Annotated in this window: 14 protein-coding genes; 13 read left to right on the forward strand and 1 reads right to left on the reverse strand. The window is 55.8% G+C overall.

Annotated features, from left to right (window positions below; all coding sequences use genetic code 11):
• Window position 1 precedes the first annotated feature (1 nt).
• The 13 genes from ligM to BOA8489_RS10265 all read left to right on the forward strand — a co-directional run bounded on the left by ligM (window position 2) and on the right by BOA8489_RS10265 (window position 14,195).
• Window positions 2–1,408, forward strand: coding sequence for a vanillate/3-O-methylgallate O-demethylase (gene ligM, locus BOA8489_RS10205; RefSeq protein ID WP_093973918.1), 1,407 nt, complete (start codon window positions 2–4; stop codon window positions 1,406–1,408).
• A gap of 65 nt (window positions 1,409–1,473) precedes the next feature.
• On the forward strand, window positions 1,474–2,436 hold the full coding sequence (locus BOA8489_RS10210) for a VOC family protein (protein WP_093974019.1): 963 nt from the start codon (window positions 1,474–1,476) through the stop codon (window positions 2,434–2,436).
• Window positions 2,436–3,365, forward strand: a complete 930-nt coding sequence (locus BOA8489_RS10215; RefSeq protein ID WP_093973919.1) for a methylenetetrahydrofolate reductase — start codon at window positions 2,436–2,438, stop codon at window positions 3,363–3,365. The genes BOA8489_RS10210 and BOA8489_RS10215 overlap by 1 nt, the downstream gene beginning before the upstream one ends.
• Window positions 3,366–4,556 (forward strand): OsmC family protein, encoded by a 1,191-nt coding sequence (locus tag BOA8489_RS10220; protein WP_093973920.1) that lies wholly within the window; start codon window positions 3,366–3,368, stop codon window positions 4,554–4,556. It begins immediately after the preceding gene.
• Between the two features lie 126 nt (window positions 4,557–4,682).
• Window positions 4,683–5,726, forward strand: a complete 1,044-nt coding sequence (locus BOA8489_RS10225; protein ID WP_093973921.1) for a TRAP transporter substrate-binding protein — start codon at window positions 4,683–4,685, stop codon at window positions 5,724–5,726.
• Window positions 5,727–5,732: 6 nt separating this feature from the next.
• Complete coding sequence (locus BOA8489_RS10230) at window positions 5,733–6,239, forward strand: TRAP transporter small permease (protein WP_093973922.1); 507 nt, start codon at window positions 5,733–5,735, stop codon at window positions 6,237–6,239.
• A complete protein-coding gene (locus BOA8489_RS10235) occupies window positions 6,236–7,543 on the forward strand; it encodes a TRAP transporter large permease (protein ID WP_093973923.1) in 1,308 nt (435 codons plus the stop codon). The genes BOA8489_RS10230 and BOA8489_RS10235 overlap by 4 nt, the downstream gene beginning before the upstream one ends.
• Before the next feature lie 4 nt (window positions 7,544–7,547).
• Window positions 7,548–7,964 carry an acyl-CoA thioesterase gene (locus tag BOA8489_RS10240; RefSeq protein WP_093973924.1) on the forward strand — a complete coding sequence of 139 codons (417 nt, stop codon included), beginning with the start codon at window positions 7,548–7,550 and terminating at the stop codon, window positions 7,962–7,964.
• 32 nt (window positions 7,965–7,996) lie between these two features.
• Window positions 7,997–10,174 (forward strand): thiamine pyrophosphate-dependent enzyme, encoded by a 2,178-nt coding sequence (locus tag BOA8489_RS10245; RefSeq protein ID WP_093973925.1) that lies wholly within the window; start codon window positions 7,997–7,999, stop codon window positions 10,172–10,174.
• The gene (locus BOA8489_RS10250; RefSeq protein ID WP_176440265.1) at window positions 10,171–11,721 is read left to right on the forward strand and encodes an indolepyruvate oxidoreductase subunit beta family protein; all 1,551 of its coding nucleotides are present in this window, start codon (window positions 10,171–10,173) and stop codon (window positions 11,719–11,721) included. Before BOA8489_RS10245 ends, BOA8489_RS10250 begins: the two co-directional genes overlap by 4 nt.
• Before the next feature lie 9 nt (window positions 11,722–11,730).
• A complete protein-coding gene (locus BOA8489_RS10255) occupies window positions 11,731–12,465 on the forward strand; it encodes a PIG-L deacetylase family protein (RefSeq protein ID WP_093973926.1) in 735 nt (244 codons plus the stop codon).
• Between the two features lies 1 nt (window position 12,466).
• Entirely contained in the window at window positions 12,467–13,138 is a 672-nt protein-coding gene (locus tag BOA8489_RS10260) for a 4-carboxy-4-hydroxy-2-oxoadipate aldolase/oxaloacetate decarboxylase (protein WP_093973927.1), read from the forward strand.
• A 13-nt stretch (window positions 13,139–13,151) separates the two neighbouring features.
• Window positions 13,152–14,195, forward strand: a complete 1,044-nt coding sequence (locus BOA8489_RS10265) for a 4-oxalomesaconate tautomerase (protein WP_281256183.1) — start codon at window positions 13,152–13,154, stop codon at window positions 14,193–14,195.
• Between the two features lie 91 nt (window positions 14,196–14,286).
• Here the strand turns inward: BOA8489_RS10265 and BOA8489_RS10270 are convergent, their stop codons facing one another.
• A complete protein-coding gene (locus BOA8489_RS10270) occupies window positions 14,287–15,351 on the reverse strand; it encodes a 3-carboxy-cis,cis-muconate cycloisomerase (RefSeq protein ID WP_093973929.1) in 1,065 nt (354 codons plus the stop codon).
• Window positions 15,352–15,389 lie beyond the last annotated feature (38 nt).

A 15,389-nucleotide genomic window follows, 5' to 3' on the forward strand; every position in this document is an offset into this window, starting at 1 on the left:
CATGCCCAGCCTTTCAGACGTCATGGCGCAGCACAACAATCCTGTTGAGATGCTGCGTAACTCGACCATTGGAATGTATGTCTATCCCGTCGTTACGCCGGAGTTCCGCAACTGGCGCACAGAGCAAGAAGCATGGCGCCATTCGGCAGTGCTTTTCGATCAGAGCCATCATATGGACGAGTTGATCGTTGAAGGTCCTCAGGCAGAAGAATTTCTTGCGTATCATGGCATCAATGCTTTCGGGAATTTCAGTCTGAATCGGGCCAAGCACTACGTGCCAGTTACGCCCAACGGCCACGTGATCGGGGACCACATCATCTTCCGCGAGCGTGAGGACAAGTTCATTCTTGTGGGGCGCGCGCCAACCTCGAATTGGCTGATGTTCTGTGCAGCCTACGGCAATTGGAATGTACGGATAAAACATGATCCACGCTCGACCTCGCGTCCTGAGGGTGAGCGTGTCCTGCGCACGCATTATCGCTATCAGATTCAGGGTCCAGACGCACCAAAAGTGTTTGAAAAGATGAATGGTGGACCGGTGCAGGACATCAAGTTCTTCCATGTCGACTGGATAAATGTTGGTTCGAAGCGTGTGCAGGCGTTGCGTCACGGAATGTCGGGTGCTCCTGGTCTCGAGATCTGGGGACCTTACGAAGACAAGCATTACATCCACTCGACCATCCTGCAGGCCGCGCGCGATGCAGGCGTCGATCTGGTTCAGTGTGGTAGCCGGGCGTATTCGACGAACACACTGGAGTCGGGTTGGATTCCGTCGCCACTCCCTGGCATTTACACGGGGGACGGTATGCTAGCAGACTACCGCGATTGGGTCGGTTCCGAGATGTACGAGTCTGCGGGAGCTATCGGCGGCAGCTTTGTGTCGGATAATATTGAGGATTACTACGTCAACCCGTTTGAGCTTGGGTATGACTTCTATATCGGATGGAAAAAGGACGACTTTATCGGGAAGGCCGCACTTCAGAAGATGAAGGAAAGCGGGACCAACCGGAAGAAAGTCACTTTTGAATGGAACAAGGAAGATGTCCTCAAAGTCATCGCCTCGGCCTTTGACGACGGCATCCCGTACAAGTGGATCGACTTCCCGCAACCCAACTATGCATCATCTTCGGCCGATATGGTCATGCATGGCGACAAAATGGTCGGGATGTCGATGTTTAATGGGTATTCCTACAATGAGCGTTGCGTCCTTTCTCTGGGCGTTGTCGATCAATCGGTCGAGATCGGCGACGTTCTGACCCTGAAGTGGGGCGAACCTGACGATACTGCCAAGACTTCGGCGGAAAAGCACCGTCAGGCTGAGATTCGCGTGCGCGTTTCTCCCACGCCTTACGCAAGCGAGGTGCGGACCGGATACGCCGCTGACAGCTGGCGCACCAAGGCAGCTTGATCAACTCAGCTCGGCCTCTTTGACAAGGGGCCGAGCCACACGTCCACCAAGGAGTGTTTCGCCAGATGACCGATCCGATCCAAGATGTTGCCCACCTAGGCCATGTCGAAATGTATACGGACAAGTTTGACGATTCCCTCGATTTCTTCACGCGTGTCTATGGGCTGAAACTTAGCGGCATCGATGGCGACAGTGCATACCTCAGGGCATGGGATGACTACGAGTTTTGTACCCTCAAACTCACACGTCACCATACTACCGGCGTCGGCCACATTGGTTATCGTGTTGTCTCTCCGGAAGCTCTTGAACGCCGCGTGGCGTCAATTGAGGCGAGCGATTACAAGGTCATCGGATGGATCGACGGAGACCCTAGCCACGGCCGCGCCTTTCGGTTTCAAGACCCTTTCGGCCACGTCTTTGAGCTTTACTGGGAGACGAACCGCTACAAAGCCGACGACGCAGATAAGGCGGCTCTGAAAAATATGTCGAGCCGCTTTCATGCGCAGGGAGCCTGCCCGCGACGGATCGACCATCTGAATCTTCTGGCCGATGATGTAAGCGTCTTTCGCGACTTCATGCAGACCTGCCTTGGCAGCCGAGTGACCGAGCAAATTCAGCTTGATAATGGGCGGCTTGGGGGCTGCTGGTTTACAATCAACAACAAGACCTACGATCTGGCCTGTACTGAAGAGCATGGTCGGGGCAACGCCCGGCTGCACCATGTGACTTACGCAATGGATCAACGCGAGGATATCCTGCGGGCGGCAGATATTTTTCTTGAGAACGGTGTGCATATCGAGACCGGTCCACACAAACACGCGATTCAGGGAACGTTCTTTCTTTATGTATGGGAGCCTGCTGGCAATCGGGTCGAACTGGCAAATGCAGGTGCGCGGCTGATCCTTGCTCCTGATTGGGAAACTGTCACCTGGACCGAGACAGAACGCAAGAAGGGTCAGGCCTGGGGACTAAAGACGATCGAGACTTTCCACACTCATGGAACGCCCCCGGTCATGGAGAGCGAATAATGCCCATTCTTCCTTTTCGATCAGCATCCACAAGCGCGCCGAACGCCGCCATCGGTCGGGTGCTTGAGGGCTATTCAATCGAGGTGATGCCGAGAACGGCGGCCAAGATCGAGGATTTTCGCGCACTGCTTCCACAAGGCACGCGGGTCTACATCGCCCACATTGAGGGCACCCCGATCGATGATATGGTCGCAACAGCAAAGCGGCTGAATAGAGACGGATTTGCTGTAATGCCGCATTTCCCAGCAAGAATTATCAAAGACGAGTCCGAGTTCAGGACTTGGGTCTCGCGCTATCGGGATGAAGCCGGAGTGTCCGAAGCTCTTGTCTTGGGCGGCAGTCCTGCAAAACCTGCAGGCGCTTTTGACAGCTCGAGACAGCTTTTGGAAACCGGCGCTTTTCAAGAAGCAGGTTTCACCCGGCTGCACGTAGCCGGCCACCCTGAAGGAAATCGCGACATCGATCCGGATGGCAGTTCATCAGTCGTTGACGAGGCGCTACGCTGGAAGGCGGAATGGGCGCATACAAACGGCATCGAGATGGCGATCGTGACCCAGTTTGCCTTTGACGGAGGTGGGGTTATCGCTTGGGCAAAGCGACTTCGGCGGGCCGGAATAGAGCTGCCAATTCACCTCGGTGTTGCGGGACCTGCAAAGCTGCAGACTCTGATCAAATTTGCAATCGCATGCGGTGTCGGCCCTTCGCTCACCGTTTTGCAAAAGCGCGCCAGAGACATCTCCAAGCTCGTCATGCCATTCGAGCCGGACGCGCTACTTACCGAAGTCGCTGATGCTAACGACGAGAGGGGCGCGCCGCTCTTTGAGCGAATGCATCTTTTTCCGCTTGGGGGAATAACGACCTCGGCCAACTATGTCGCACGCTATGGTATTACTGCGGAGAATCCCGCTGTGGCAACAGGAGCGACCTAGATGAAGCTTGGTGAAAATATCATTTCCCAGAGTGGGTTGAGCCCCTTCTTTAAGGTAAGCAACGCAGAAGCCGTAGGACTCCAGCCACCAGAAGTGCGCCGTGGCGATGCCGTGCGAACCTGGGTCCGGTCGCTTTCGGGTTTTCAGAAAGAGGCGCTGGTTGTTTCGGCAAGGTCAGGCCTCATGTGGCGGCTTGTTTCGGACGAGGGGGCTTATCTCAGTGGCCATGACGCAGCGCCTTGTCCTCTTGCATTTCTGACGACTGGCATGATTGCCAGCTATATGAATGAAATAACAGCGCTCGCGGACAAACAGAACGTGACCCTGAACCGGCTGCGTCTCATTCAGAATAATTACTATACGATGCACGGTTCTATGCGGAAACGCACGATGATTGGAGGGGCTTTGCCGGTAGAACTCGAGGTCGAAGTTGATTGCGATCTGGATGAAGCCGCATTGAACGAGCTTTTGATGAATGCAGTTCATGCCTCGCCCCTCAACGGCTTGATGCGGGGCGTGCTTCCAAGCCTGTTCACACTTACAAAGAATGGCAAGCAAATCGAAGTAGGAGGGGCGACTGCTCTTTCTGGCGGCGTTGTATATGACCCTGAAGGCGAGGCGCCTGTACCTTTTGACACGGAAGTGGCGTTGATCGAGCGGCGTGGTATTTCGCCTGAGAAAGCCGTTGCAAAAGGTACGGCTGCTGCGGCGTCGAGTTTGACGGACGAGCAGGACCGCACGCTGAATCCCGCGGCCATCTGCACGGTTCGAGAAGACGGACTCAAGGAGATCGAACAGCACCTTTACAGTCCACGCGGCTCCGTTTTCCGCTTTCTGAGTGAAGAGGCCCACACTGCAGGAGCGAAGGGCCGCGCACCGGACGCAGTCAGCTATATCTCGGCCGGCATTGCCTTTTGTTTCATGACCCAATTCGGTCGAATGGCGTCGATGGAGAAACTTGATCTGCCGCACTATTCGATTGTGCAGGACACCCATTTCTCGCTTGGTGGCGCATCAGGCGGAACCGGGCGAGCAGGTGAGGCCGACCCTGTCGAAACACATGTCCACCTGCAAACGTCCGAAAGCGATGACATGGCCCGCGACATGCTTGATGTCTCGGAACGCACTTGCTTCCTGCATGCGTTTTGCCGGACCGATCTTAAGACCCGTCTCAAGGTGACCCGTCTTTGAGGTGCGAGAGAGGAGAATGGAATTATCGGGGAGCCTAAATTGCCACTCGCGATTTTCGCAGTATAGTTTTCAACAGCTCTAACGACCGAAGAAATATCGGCAGGAGCAACCTAATGGGAGGATTACATGACAACCATCGTATCACTTAAATCGGCTGTTGCCGCAGCGGCGATTGGCGTCGCGTCGACGTTGGGCGTGTTCGCGCCGACAGCAGCGGATGCACAGACCGAGCTTCGGCTTCATACTTTTGTGCCGCCGGGTCACATCATTGTGCGCGAGATCATCGAACCGCTGGCGGCGGACATTGCCGAACTGACGGGCGGTGAGCTGACGATGACGGTCTATCCGTCGATGCAGCTTGGCGGCAAAGCGCCGGACCTGATCCGGCAGGCGCAGGATGGCACAGTTGATCTGGTGTTTACGCTGCCGGGCTACACTTCGCCAATATTCCCACGCACGCAAATGATCGAACTGCCGGGTCTTCGACCAGATGGTACATCGACCACCGAATTAATGTGGGATCTGCTTGAGGGCGGCTATTTCGACCCCGAGTATGAAGGATTGAAGGTCGCGGCTCTCTGGGCTGCCGACGATGCCGGCCTCTATACACGAGACAAGCCAATTCGCTCGCTTGCCGACGTCAAAGGTATGCTTCTGCGTTCGCCTTCGGCTGCGCAAGCTGCACAAATCGAGAAGATGGGTGCGACGCCAGTCGCCATGCCGATCCCTCAGCTCTACCCACAACTTGAGCGCGGCGTAATCGATGGCGCGATGGTGCCGTTCACCACTATTCTCGATTTTCGGATGCATGAGGTGGCAAACTATTTCACCATCACTGGACCGCTGTTCGGTCGCTCGCAGTTCCTGATCGTGATGAATGAAGATAGCTACAACGGTCTATCGGCAGAGCATCAGTCTGTTCTTGACGGTCTCTTTGGCGAAGAACTGAGCCAGAAGGCGACAGACGCTTATCTTGACCGGGCAGCTGAAAGCATTCAGTTCGTGCGGGACGCAAGCGACAAGGAAGTGATCGAGCTGACTGAAGCGCAGCAGAGTGAGATCTCCGACATTCTCGCGCCGCTCTATGTAGAGTGGCTGGCATCGATGGAAGAGCAGGGTATCGATGGTCAAGCCATGCTCGACGCCGCCGGCGTCGAAGTAATGAACTGAGCCCTGATGCTTGACACTTTCGAGCGCTGGTTCGAACGAGGTCTGAGGCTGCTCGCTTACGCGGGCGGCCTCATTCTAGCTGGTTTGGCCACTCTGATCATTTACGAAATCTGCGCACGCTATTTCTTCGGCCGCCCTTTTCGGGGCGGCTTTGAGATGACCGAGCTTGCGATGTCGCTCATCGTCGCCTGCGGATTGCCATATACGGCGATTATGCGGGGTCATGTGTCCGTTGATCTCTTTTCAAACTGGCTCGATAGGCCGTCCATGCGCTGGCTCAACTTTTCGGTTCACGCACTTGGGGCGATTGTCCTCGGTATTCTTGCGTGGCAGAGCTTTGGCTATGCGCTGAAAGGATATGGTTACGGCGATATCTCAAACATGATGCGTATCCCCAAATATCCTTTCCAGTTTGCTATCGCGACGTCGGCAGGTCTCTTCACGGTTGTTCTGGTGCTCGACGCACTGAAAGCCCTGCGTCCACAAGAAAAGCCCCAAAAGGAAACCTCATGACCCCGATGCTCGCCGGCCTTCTGGGCTTTGGCGCACTCTTTGTGCTTCTGGCAATTCGAATGCCCATCGGATTGGCCATGATGGTTGTTGGCGCAAGCGGCATTGCCGTTCTCAACTCACCCACGGCTGCGTTGAACAATATGGGCTCATTTGCCTTTTCCTATTCGGCTGTCTTCACGCTAAGCGTTATTCCGCTGTTTGTTCTGATGGGCGCATTTGCCAGCGTCTCCGGCATGGGCGCGGACATGTACCGCGCTGCATATAGTTTCGTGGGACATAGGCGCGGCGGTTTGGCTGCGGCGACAATAATCGCCTGTGCCGGTTTCGCAGCTCTCTCAGGCTCTTCAATCGCAGCGGCCGCAACTATGGGCAAAGTCTCGCTTCCGGAGATGGAGCGCTATAAATACAGCTCCCGTCTTGCTACCGGTTCCATCGCGGCGGGGGGTACCCTCGGCATCTTGATCCCGCCATCGACGGTCTTGATTGTCTATGCGCTGTTGACCGAACAGTCGGTCGGGAGACTTTTCCTGGCGGGTTTCCTGCCAGGGCTCTTGCTAACGCTTCTTTTCATCGCAACGGTTTTCATTGTGGCGATCATGAACCCGGATGCGGGTCCGCCCGGCGAGCGCGTCGCAATGAAAGAACGATTCAAAACCCTTTTTGGGTCGGGCGCCCTGATCTTTGTGGTTCTGATTGTTATCGGGGGAATTTACGCCGGTATCTTCACAGTCACAGAGGCCGCAGCAGTTGGCGCGGGGCTGACCTTTTTGCACGCGCTTTGGTCGCGTCGCCTTACGATAGCGAGGTTTTTCGAAGCCCTTCTCGACACGATCAAGACGACGGCCATGGTCTTTTTCATACTTATTGGCGCGCATTTCTTTGCGCCTTTTCTCGCTCTGACACGGATCCCTGTAAATCTTGCTGATTGGATCGGTGAGCTTGCGATCCCCGCATTCGCGATCCTGATGGTAATCATCTTTGTCTACATCATCCTTGGTACCTTCATGGAAGGCTTCGCGATGATGGTACTGACGGTTCCTATTGTCTTGCCGATCATCACGACGCTTGGCTACGATCCAATTTGGTTTGGGATTATCATGGTGGTCGTTCTGGAGATGGGCCTCATTTCGCCACCTGTGGGATTAAACGTCTTCGTGGTCAAAGGGGTAGCACCCCATGTGCCTCTAAGTGAAGTCTACTGGGGCATTCTGCCGTTTTGGCTGGCAATGGGAGTATGCGTGATCCTATTGGTCGCCTTTCCGGACATCGCTCTGTTCCTTCCAAACACCATGCTTGGGCGCTAGCGATATGCCGCTCATCAATCGCAAGGATGTATTCATCGAGTGGGGCGATTGTGACCCTGCAGGGATCGTATATTATCCCCGCTATTTCGTGATGTTCGACAATGCCACCGTCGCCCTTTTCGCGGCTGCGGGGTTAAAAAAACACGAGATGGTCAAGACCTACGATATGGTAGGCTATCCGATGGTTGATACCGGTGCGCGTTTTATCCTTCCTTCGAAATGGGGGGAAACGATCACCATCGAGTCACATGTTTCAGAGTGGAAACGTTCGAGCTTCGACATCAAGCACCGCGTTCTAAAGGGCGACGATCTGGCGATAGAGGCTTGGGAGACGCGCGTGTGGGTTGGACGGCATCCGGACGACCCGGAAAGAATAAAGAGCTTTCCCATTCCGGAAGATGTTAAGGCGCGCTTCGCTTAATCTGTGGCGGACCGCATAGGGAGTTTGATGTCATGGAAGTGTCGTTCAAGAAGGAAATCGAAGACCTGAAGCTCGGGGATGGTGACACGTTTTATGGCGAAGGGATTCTCGCCGTGACCAAGGCTTTGTTGCAATCGGGCGTCGCCTACGTCGGTGGGTATCAGGGCGCGCCGGTTAGTCATCTTCTCGACGTATTGGTTCAATCCGAGGATATCCTAGACGAATTGGGTGTTCATCTTGAGACGTGTACCAACGAGTCCTCTGCCGCTGCCATGCTTGCTGCCTCGGTCCAATATCCGCTGAGGGGGTGTGTGACGTGGAAATCAATAGTCGGTACCAATGTTGCCGCAGACGCACTGTCGAACCTCGCGTCGCCTGGCGTGATTGGCGGAGCGTTAATTGTCGTCGGCGAAGATTACGGCGAAGGAGCAAGTGTCATTCAGGAGCGTACACATGCCTATGCGCTCAAATCTTCGCTATGGTTGCTTGACCCACGACCGGAGTTGCCAAAGATCGTGGATCTGGTCGAAAAGAGCTTTGGTCTGTCCGAAGCGTCAAACACGCCTGTTATCATGGAGTTACGCATCCGCGCCTGCCACGTCTTTGGCAGTTTCGAGACCAAAGACAACGTTGCACCACCAAAGTCGACAAGAGAAAAATTCGCCGAACCCGCACCATTTGACTATGCGCGTCTGGCGCACCCGCCGGTGACATTCGTTCAGGAGAAAGACAAGGTTGCGCGGCGATTGCCCGCAGCACGCGAGTACATAGTCGAGAATGAACTGAACGAGTTCATGGGGCCTGCAAGTGATGACATTGGCATCATCACGCAAGGCGGATTGTTCAACGGGCTCAATGGGTGCCTCGCCGAAGCAGGGCTTTCAGATATTTACGGAAATCTCTCTGTTTCGACCATGGTACTGAACGTTACACATCCTTTGGTACCCGATCAGATTATTGAATTCGCGAGGGGCAAGAAAGCTGTTCTAATCGTGGAAGAGGGGACGCCGGAATACATCGAACTCGCGGTGGGAAAGATACTTCGTCAGGCGGATTTGCAGACAGCGGTACACGGCAAGGACGTGCTTCCGGAGGCCGGTGAATATACTGCAGCTGTGGTCGGCAAAGGGGTGGCGGCGTTCTTGCAGAAATACGGACGCGATCCCGGTGATCTCGTAACTTGGCTGGACGGTGTTGACGCCAACTTTGCTGCGCTCGAGGCTGACGCCCCTGGGACGCTGCCACCCCGTCCGCCCACGTTCTGCACAGGTTGCCCAGAGCGCCCAGTCTTTACTGCAATGAAGCTAGTTCGCGAGGAACTTGGACCGGTTCATGTCTCGGTCGATATCGGCTGTCACGCGTTGGCGACCTTTCCGCCCTTCAGCCAGGGGCATTCGATCCTTGGTTACGGCATGTCGCTTGCCGCGAATTCCGCGGTCTCGGCGACGCAGGACAAACGCCCCTTCACCGTCATGGGCGACGGGGGTTTTTGGCACAACGGTCTGCTCACCGGCGTCGCGGGGTCTGTCTTCAATCAGGACGATTCCGTTCTTGTTGTCATGGACAATGGTTATTCGAGTGCGACAGGCGCACAGGATTTGCCGTCCAGTCGTCCGAAAGATCAGGGTCGTGGCAAGGGCCTAGATATGGAGAAGGCTCTCAAGGCCTTGGGTGTCACGTGGATCAAGCGTGTGGACAATTACAAAGTCTCGACGATGGTCAAGACATTGCGGGAAGCGCGGACGACATCGCAAAAGGGTCTGAAGGTCATTTTGGCGGAAGGCGAATGCCAACTTGCGCGCCAGCGCCGCCTTAAGCCCGCTTTGGCCAAAGCTGTGGGCAGAGGCGAGCGTGTGGTTCGCACCCGCTTCTGGGTCGATGAAGAGACCTGTACGGGCGATCATTCGTGTATCCGACTTTCAGGTTGTCCATCTCTCACGATCAAGCCAAATCCCGACCCTCTCCGCACGGACCCAGTGGCTCATGTCAATAACGACTGTGTTGGTTGTGGCTTATGTGGAGAGGTGAGCCATGCGGCCCAACTGTGTCCTTCATTTGCCCAGATTGATATCATTCAGAACCCGACGAAATGGGACAGGTTCTCAAAGCGGATTTCCGATCGCCTGATCCGGCTCTTCGGTGGGGATGTCGAGCCCGCTGGAGATCGCGATGCGAAGTCATCTGGCGCTGTTGGAGTGCCGGCGGAATGAGCGGGGCGGCGAACACCCAGCCCAAACGCTTATTGATTGCGGCGATGGGCGGCGAGGGGGGCGGTGTGTTGGCCGGTTGGCTAACGAGCGCCGCACTGGATGCCGGTCTGTGGGTCCAGCGGACCTCGGTTCCTGGCGTTGCTCAACGCACCGGTGCAACAACCTACTACCTGGAGTTTCTACCAAAGATGGGCACGGCCAAGCCGGTGATGGCACTCCATCCAGCACCGGGGCGCGTGGACCTCTTAGTCGCGACGGAGCTTTTGGAAGCCGTGCGGATGGTCAAGCTAGGGTTTGTTACTCCAGAGCGGACGCGTCTCCTCGCCTCGAGCCACAGGACGTATACTGTCGATGAAAAGAGCTCCATGGAGGACGGTCGACTTGACGTTGAGCCGATGATTGCGACATGCCGGGCTTTTGCCGCAGAAGCGAGCATCTTCGATCTTTCAAAGACGGCACTCGGTGTGTCGGCTCATCTGAATTCGGTGGTGATGGGGCTTGTTGCTGGTTCGGGGGCTTTACCAATACCGTTAGAGAGTTTTCGCAAGGCGATTCAGTCCGGAAAACGCGTGTCCGACGCCAATCTCCGTGGCTTTGAGGCCGGGCTTGCGCTGGCCGCGGAGGCGGTGGCCGTGCCCGATCTGAGGGGGGGTGCCAAACCGGCAAACCAACCTGCGGTGGCGACAGACGAGGTACAGGCCCTTGAGCCTACGGATGAGACTGGATTCTTGCCCCAAGAGGCCGCAGGTCTTGCGGCGGAAGGCGTCAGACGACTGACAGATTATCAGAATGCAGTCTACGCGTCTGAGTATCTTGAGCACCTGAGGCGTATTTCTGCGCACAACAACGCCACTCCTAAAATGCTTGCTGCCTTGGCGCGTCTTTTGGCGTTGCGCATGAGCTATGAAGACACGCACCGGGTCGCTGAATTGAAACTTCGGCAGGCCCGATTGTCTCGGGTTCGGGGCGAAGCGAAGGCACGGCTGGGTGAAATTGTCGACGTTAAGGAATTTATGAAGCCCGGACCCGAGGAGATCTTTGGACTGCTGCCGAAGTCACTGGGTAAACCGTTGGTTTCCCTGGCCGAGCGGCGCGGTTGGAGCAGCAGCTCTCTCCCGATGAAGGTCAAGACCACTCGGTTTTCCGGGTTCATCAGGCTGAAAGCCCTCGCATATGCCAAGCGCTGGCGTCCCAAGAGCCTCAGACATCATGAAGAGATGGAGTGGCTTGCGCTCTGGCTTCGGTATGTTGAGGCGGCACTGGACAAAATGCCCGAGGCGACCATTGAGATCGTTGAGACGGCGCGTCTCGTCCGTGGCTACGGCTCGACCTACAAGCGCGGAATCCGAAACTGGTCGCTGATCGAAACTGAGATACTTGAGCCTTGTTTGTTTGGTAGCCTGTCGTGTGAGCAGTTGGCGGACGCGGTTCTTCAAGCACGTCTTGCCGCCGTAAAAGATCCGGACAGCGCGGCTCTCGACAAAGTTGTTACTGCATTTAAGGCGGTGGCTAGGACAACCCCACCAAGCGCCAGCGCGGCAGAGTAGGACGTCGTCATGAGCAATACCAAAACTGCTCTTGTGATCTCGGCACATTCAGCGGATTTCGTTTGGCGGTGCGGTGGTGCTATCGCCTTGCATCAGGAGCTTGGCTACTACGTTACTGTACTTTGTTTGTCTTACGGCGAGCGGGGCGAGAGCGCTAAGCTCTGGAAGCAGTCAGGCATGTCTCTGGAGAAGGTGAAATCTGAGCGAAAGGCCGAAGCGGAAGCTGCGGCAAGGGCGCTTGAGGTGCACGATATTCAATTTCTGGATTGCGGTGACTATCCGCTGGAGCTGTCGGAGGAGCAGAAGTTTCGTGTCGTTGACGTGATCCGGGATGTGCAACCGAATTTCATGCTCTCGCACTCGCAATACGACCCATACAACACCGATCACATGTACACGATGAAGCTTAGCCTTGAAGTGCGAATGATCGCGCAAGCGTGGGGCCACAAACCGGGTCAAAAGGTGCTTGGGGCGCCGCAGCTCTACCTTTTCGAGCCACACCAGACTGAACAGATGGGTTGGAAGCCTGATACCTTTCTCGACATTACGTCGGTTTGGGACAAAAAGCGCGCTGCAATTGAATGCATGGAAGGGCAGCAGCATCTTTGGGATTACTACACCCGGGTTGCGCAAAACCGCGCGAACCATTTTCGACGGAACTCGGGCGGTCAGGCAGGGGGGCGCGCGGCAGAATACGCAGAGGGTTTCCAATCGGTCTTTCCGCGCACCGTGGACGAGCTTTGACATGGGCGTAGTCGTTCAAAATATCCAACGGGCCAATCCTGAGCTGATCCGCTGCTTGGGCGAGGCAGGCGTTGCAACTGTACATGAAGCGCAGGGCCGCAAGGGGCTGATGTCTGCTGGGATGCGTCCTATTCAACAGAATTTCTCCATCGCTGGGTCGGCTGTTACGATATCGGCGCCACCGGGTGATAACTGGATGATACATGTTGCCATCGAGCAGCTTCGCGACGGCGATATTCTGGTGCTGGCTCCGACGTCGCCTTGTGACATGGGGTATTTTGGGGATCTGCTTGCAACTTCGGCTATGGCGCGCGGTTGCCGTGCGGCAGTGCTTGATTCTGGCGTTCGAGATACGCGCGATCTTCGAGCTATGGGTTTTGCGGTTTGGTCCACGTCGATCTCAGCGCAAGGGGCAGTGAAGGAGACCATCGGTTCGGTCAATGTGCCGATTGTCTGTGCTGGCGCGCTTGTGAATGCGGGTGACATCATTGTTGCAGATGACGACGGTGTTTGCGTGGTCCCGCGACAGGACGCGAAAACGGTGATGGCACAGGCACAGGCACGTATGGACGCGGAAGCCGCAAAGCGCGAACGTTTCGAGGCTGGTGAGCTTGGTCTTGATATGTACGACATGCGCCCGCGTTTGAAAGCGAAAGGTTTGAAGTATGAGTAGCGGCATCCCCTGCATGTGGATGCGCGGGGGAACCTCTAAAGGTGCGTATTTTCTGGCAGGGGATTTGCCCGCTGATCCCGAAGCGCGCGATGCGGTCTTGCTCAATTTGATGGGTTCGCCCGACCCGCGTCAGATCGATGGGATTGGGGGTGGGGATCCTCTTACCTCGAAAGTCGCTGTCGTTTCGCGGTCGGCTGGGGACCCGGCAGAAGTGGATTACCTCTTTCTGCAGGTTTTTGTGGATCAGGCATTGGTAAGCGATACGCAAAACTGTGGTAATATTCTCGCGGGGGTGGGCCCATTTGCGATTGAGAGGGGGCTCGTTGCCGTGTCTGGAGAAAAGACACCGGTCACAGTAAACATGCTAAATAGTGGTCAGCGTGCGAAGGTCAGTGTAGCCACTCCGCACGGTGTCGTTTCTTACGCAGGCAATGCGCGGATTGATGGTGTTCCCGGAGTTGCAGCACCGGTCTCGATTGAGTTTCAGGAAACCGCTGGATCGAGCTGCGGTGCATTATTTCCCACGGGGCATGTTCGCGATACCATTCAAGGGATTGACGTGACTCTCATCGACAATGGCATGCCCGTCGTAGTCATGGAGGCAGCACAGCTAGGTATACGTGGTCAAGAGTCTCCGGCCGAACTGGAAGCAGACCACGAGTTGCGGGATCGTCTGGAGGCCATTCGCCTGGAAGCTGGCCCATTGATGAACCTTGGCGACGTGTCCCAGGCATCGGTACCAAAGCTGAGTCTTCTCAGCCTCCCACGAAATGGTGGGGCAATATCGACGCGAACATTCATACCTCATAGGTGTCACAAGGCGATTGGTGTTTTAGGAGCAATTAGCGTGGCGACATCGATCGCGACACCGGGTGCAATCGGGAATACTTTGGCCGTTTTGCCCGAAGGCGATAGCAAAATTCTTTCAATTGAGCATCCGACTGGCGAGATGACCGTGATCTGCAGGGTTTCTGAGACGGGTATCAACCGATCGGAAGTCCTTCGAACTGCCAGAAAACTGATGGACGGACAGGTTTTCCTGAAATCCAATTTATGAGGCCAATGCCGAAGCTCTGCCAAAAAACGTAATTCGGAGCTCGGACTGCAAGTGGTAACGGATTGGTTTCGTCTCAGACCGTTTACAGTTCTTACTGAGGGGGCGCGGCGCCTAGGCGGTTGATCTGAGCGCAAAGAACAGATGCGGCACTGAGGCTCCTTGCTGTTGCCTTTGCCATTTCCGGCAAGATCATCCATTCAAGCATCCAAGCAGCTCCAGAACGCTCCTGTTCGTGTATCAAGGCATGGTGCATACCGCTGATCTGTGTCGCGTTGAAACGGGCCAAGGTAACAAGAAGTTCAGCAAGTACAGGGTTTTGTTTGTGCGGCATGGCTGATGACCCACCCCCGCCGGACAAGCCGATTTCATCCACGCCCTGTTGGGCCATCAGACAAATGTCCTGACCCATCTTTCCGACGGACCCGCTGATAAGAGACAAGAGATTGGCATATTCGGCCAAGGCGTCGCGTGTCGCGTGCCAAGATCCGGAGGCTGATCCAAGATTGAGCTCTGTGGCCATCTCAATCGCGATTTCGGCTGTATGCGGAGCGAGCGGAGTTCCATTGCCAACGGGGCCACCCAATTGCAGGAGTTCGACGCGGCCGCGCATTTGATCCAGTCGCTTCAGATGCGTCTGAAGGGGGTGGGACCAAGTCCGCAGGCGGTCCGAGACAGTAATCGGCAAGGCGGCCTGCATACGCGTTCGCCCCATGAGAGAATGATTGCCGAACCGTCTGGAAAGGTCCTCGATGGTTTCGCTCAATTCTGTCAGGCGTGCGTGCAACAAAACGTTGAAAGCGCGAAGTGTCAGGGCCAATGCGCTGTCGAGAACGTCTTGCGACGTTGCACCCTTATGCACGGCGTCACTGTTCTCGCCGATCATAGCCCGGAGTTGCGAGACCAATGCCGGAATTGGAACACCATCCGTAGCACTTCCCCGTCGAAGGTTCTCAAGATCAACCGGGAAAGCTGCAATCCGGTCTGCAATATCGTCGGCAATCTCAATCGGATAGATTCCAACACGCCCCAACGCGCGGGCGAGGGCGGCTTCGAACGCACGCATATGTTTCAGCTGATTGTCGGGCGACCAAATCTGAAGGGCCTCATCGTCAGAAAAAATGCCGCTTAGCCAAGGGTGGTCAAATGCATTGCTCATTGAAGGGCCTCATCCATGCGCGGGAGCAAAGCGCATAT

It is taken from the genome of Boseongicola aestuarii (assembly GCF_900184815.1).
GTDB lineage: Bacteria > Pseudomonadota > Alphaproteobacteria > Rhodobacterales > Rhodobacteraceae > Boseongicola > Boseongicola aestuarii.

Excerpts from the sequence above, each read along its gene's own strand:
- BOA8489_RS10245 (WP_093973925.1), top strand. The coding sequence starts at position 7,997 with ATGGAAGTGTCGTTCAAGAAGGAAATCGAAGACCTGAAGCTCGGGGAT.
- BOA8489_RS10240 (WP_093973924.1), top strand. The coding sequence starts at position 7,548 with ATGCCGCTCATCAATCGCAAGGATGTATTCATCGAGTGGGGCGATTGT.
- BOA8489_RS10250 (WP_176440265.1), top strand. The coding sequence starts at position 10,171 with ATGAGCGGGGCGGCGAACACCCAGCCCAAACGCTTATTGATTGCGGCG.
- BOA8489_RS10220 (WP_093973920.1), top strand. The coding sequence starts at position 3,366 with ATGAAGCTTGGTGAAAATATCATTTCCCAGAGTGGGTTGAGCCCCTTC.
- BOA8489_RS10210 (WP_093974019.1), top strand. The coding sequence starts at position 1,474 with ATGACCGATCCGATCCAAGATGTTGCCCACCTAGGCCATGTCGAAATG.
- BOA8489_RS10260 (WP_093973927.1), top strand. The coding sequence starts at position 12,467 with ATGGGCGTAGTCGTTCAAAATATCCAACGGGCCAATCCTGAGCTGATC.
- BOA8489_RS10255 (WP_093973926.1), top strand. The coding sequence starts at position 11,731 with ATGAGCAATACCAAAACTGCTCTTGTGATCTCGGCACATTCAGCGGAT.
- BOA8489_RS10230 (WP_093973922.1), top strand. The coding sequence starts at position 5,733 with ATGCTTGACACTTTCGAGCGCTGGTTCGAACGAGGTCTGAGGCTGCTC.
- ligM (WP_093973918.1), top strand. The coding sequence starts at position 2 with ATGCCCAGCCTTTCAGACGTCATGGCGCAGCACAACAATCCTGTTGAG.
- BOA8489_RS10265 (WP_281256183.1), top strand. The coding sequence starts at position 13,152 with ATGTGGATGCGCGGGGGAACCTCTAAAGGTGCGTATTTTCTGGCAGGG.
- BOA8489_RS10270 (WP_093973929.1), bottom strand. The coding sequence starts at position 15,351 with ATGAGCAATGCATTTGACCACCCTTGGCTAAGCGGCATTTTTTCTGAC.
- BOA8489_RS10225 (WP_093973921.1), top strand. The coding sequence starts at position 4,683 with ATGACAACCATCGTATCACTTAAATCGGCTGTTGCCGCAGCGGCGATT.
- BOA8489_RS10215 (WP_093973919.1), top strand. The coding sequence starts at position 2,436 with ATGCCCATTCTTCCTTTTCGATCAGCATCCACAAGCGCGCCGAACGCC.
- BOA8489_RS10235 (WP_093973923.1), top strand. The coding sequence starts at position 6,236 with ATGACCCCGATGCTCGCCGGCCTTCTGGGCTTTGGCGCACTCTTTGTG.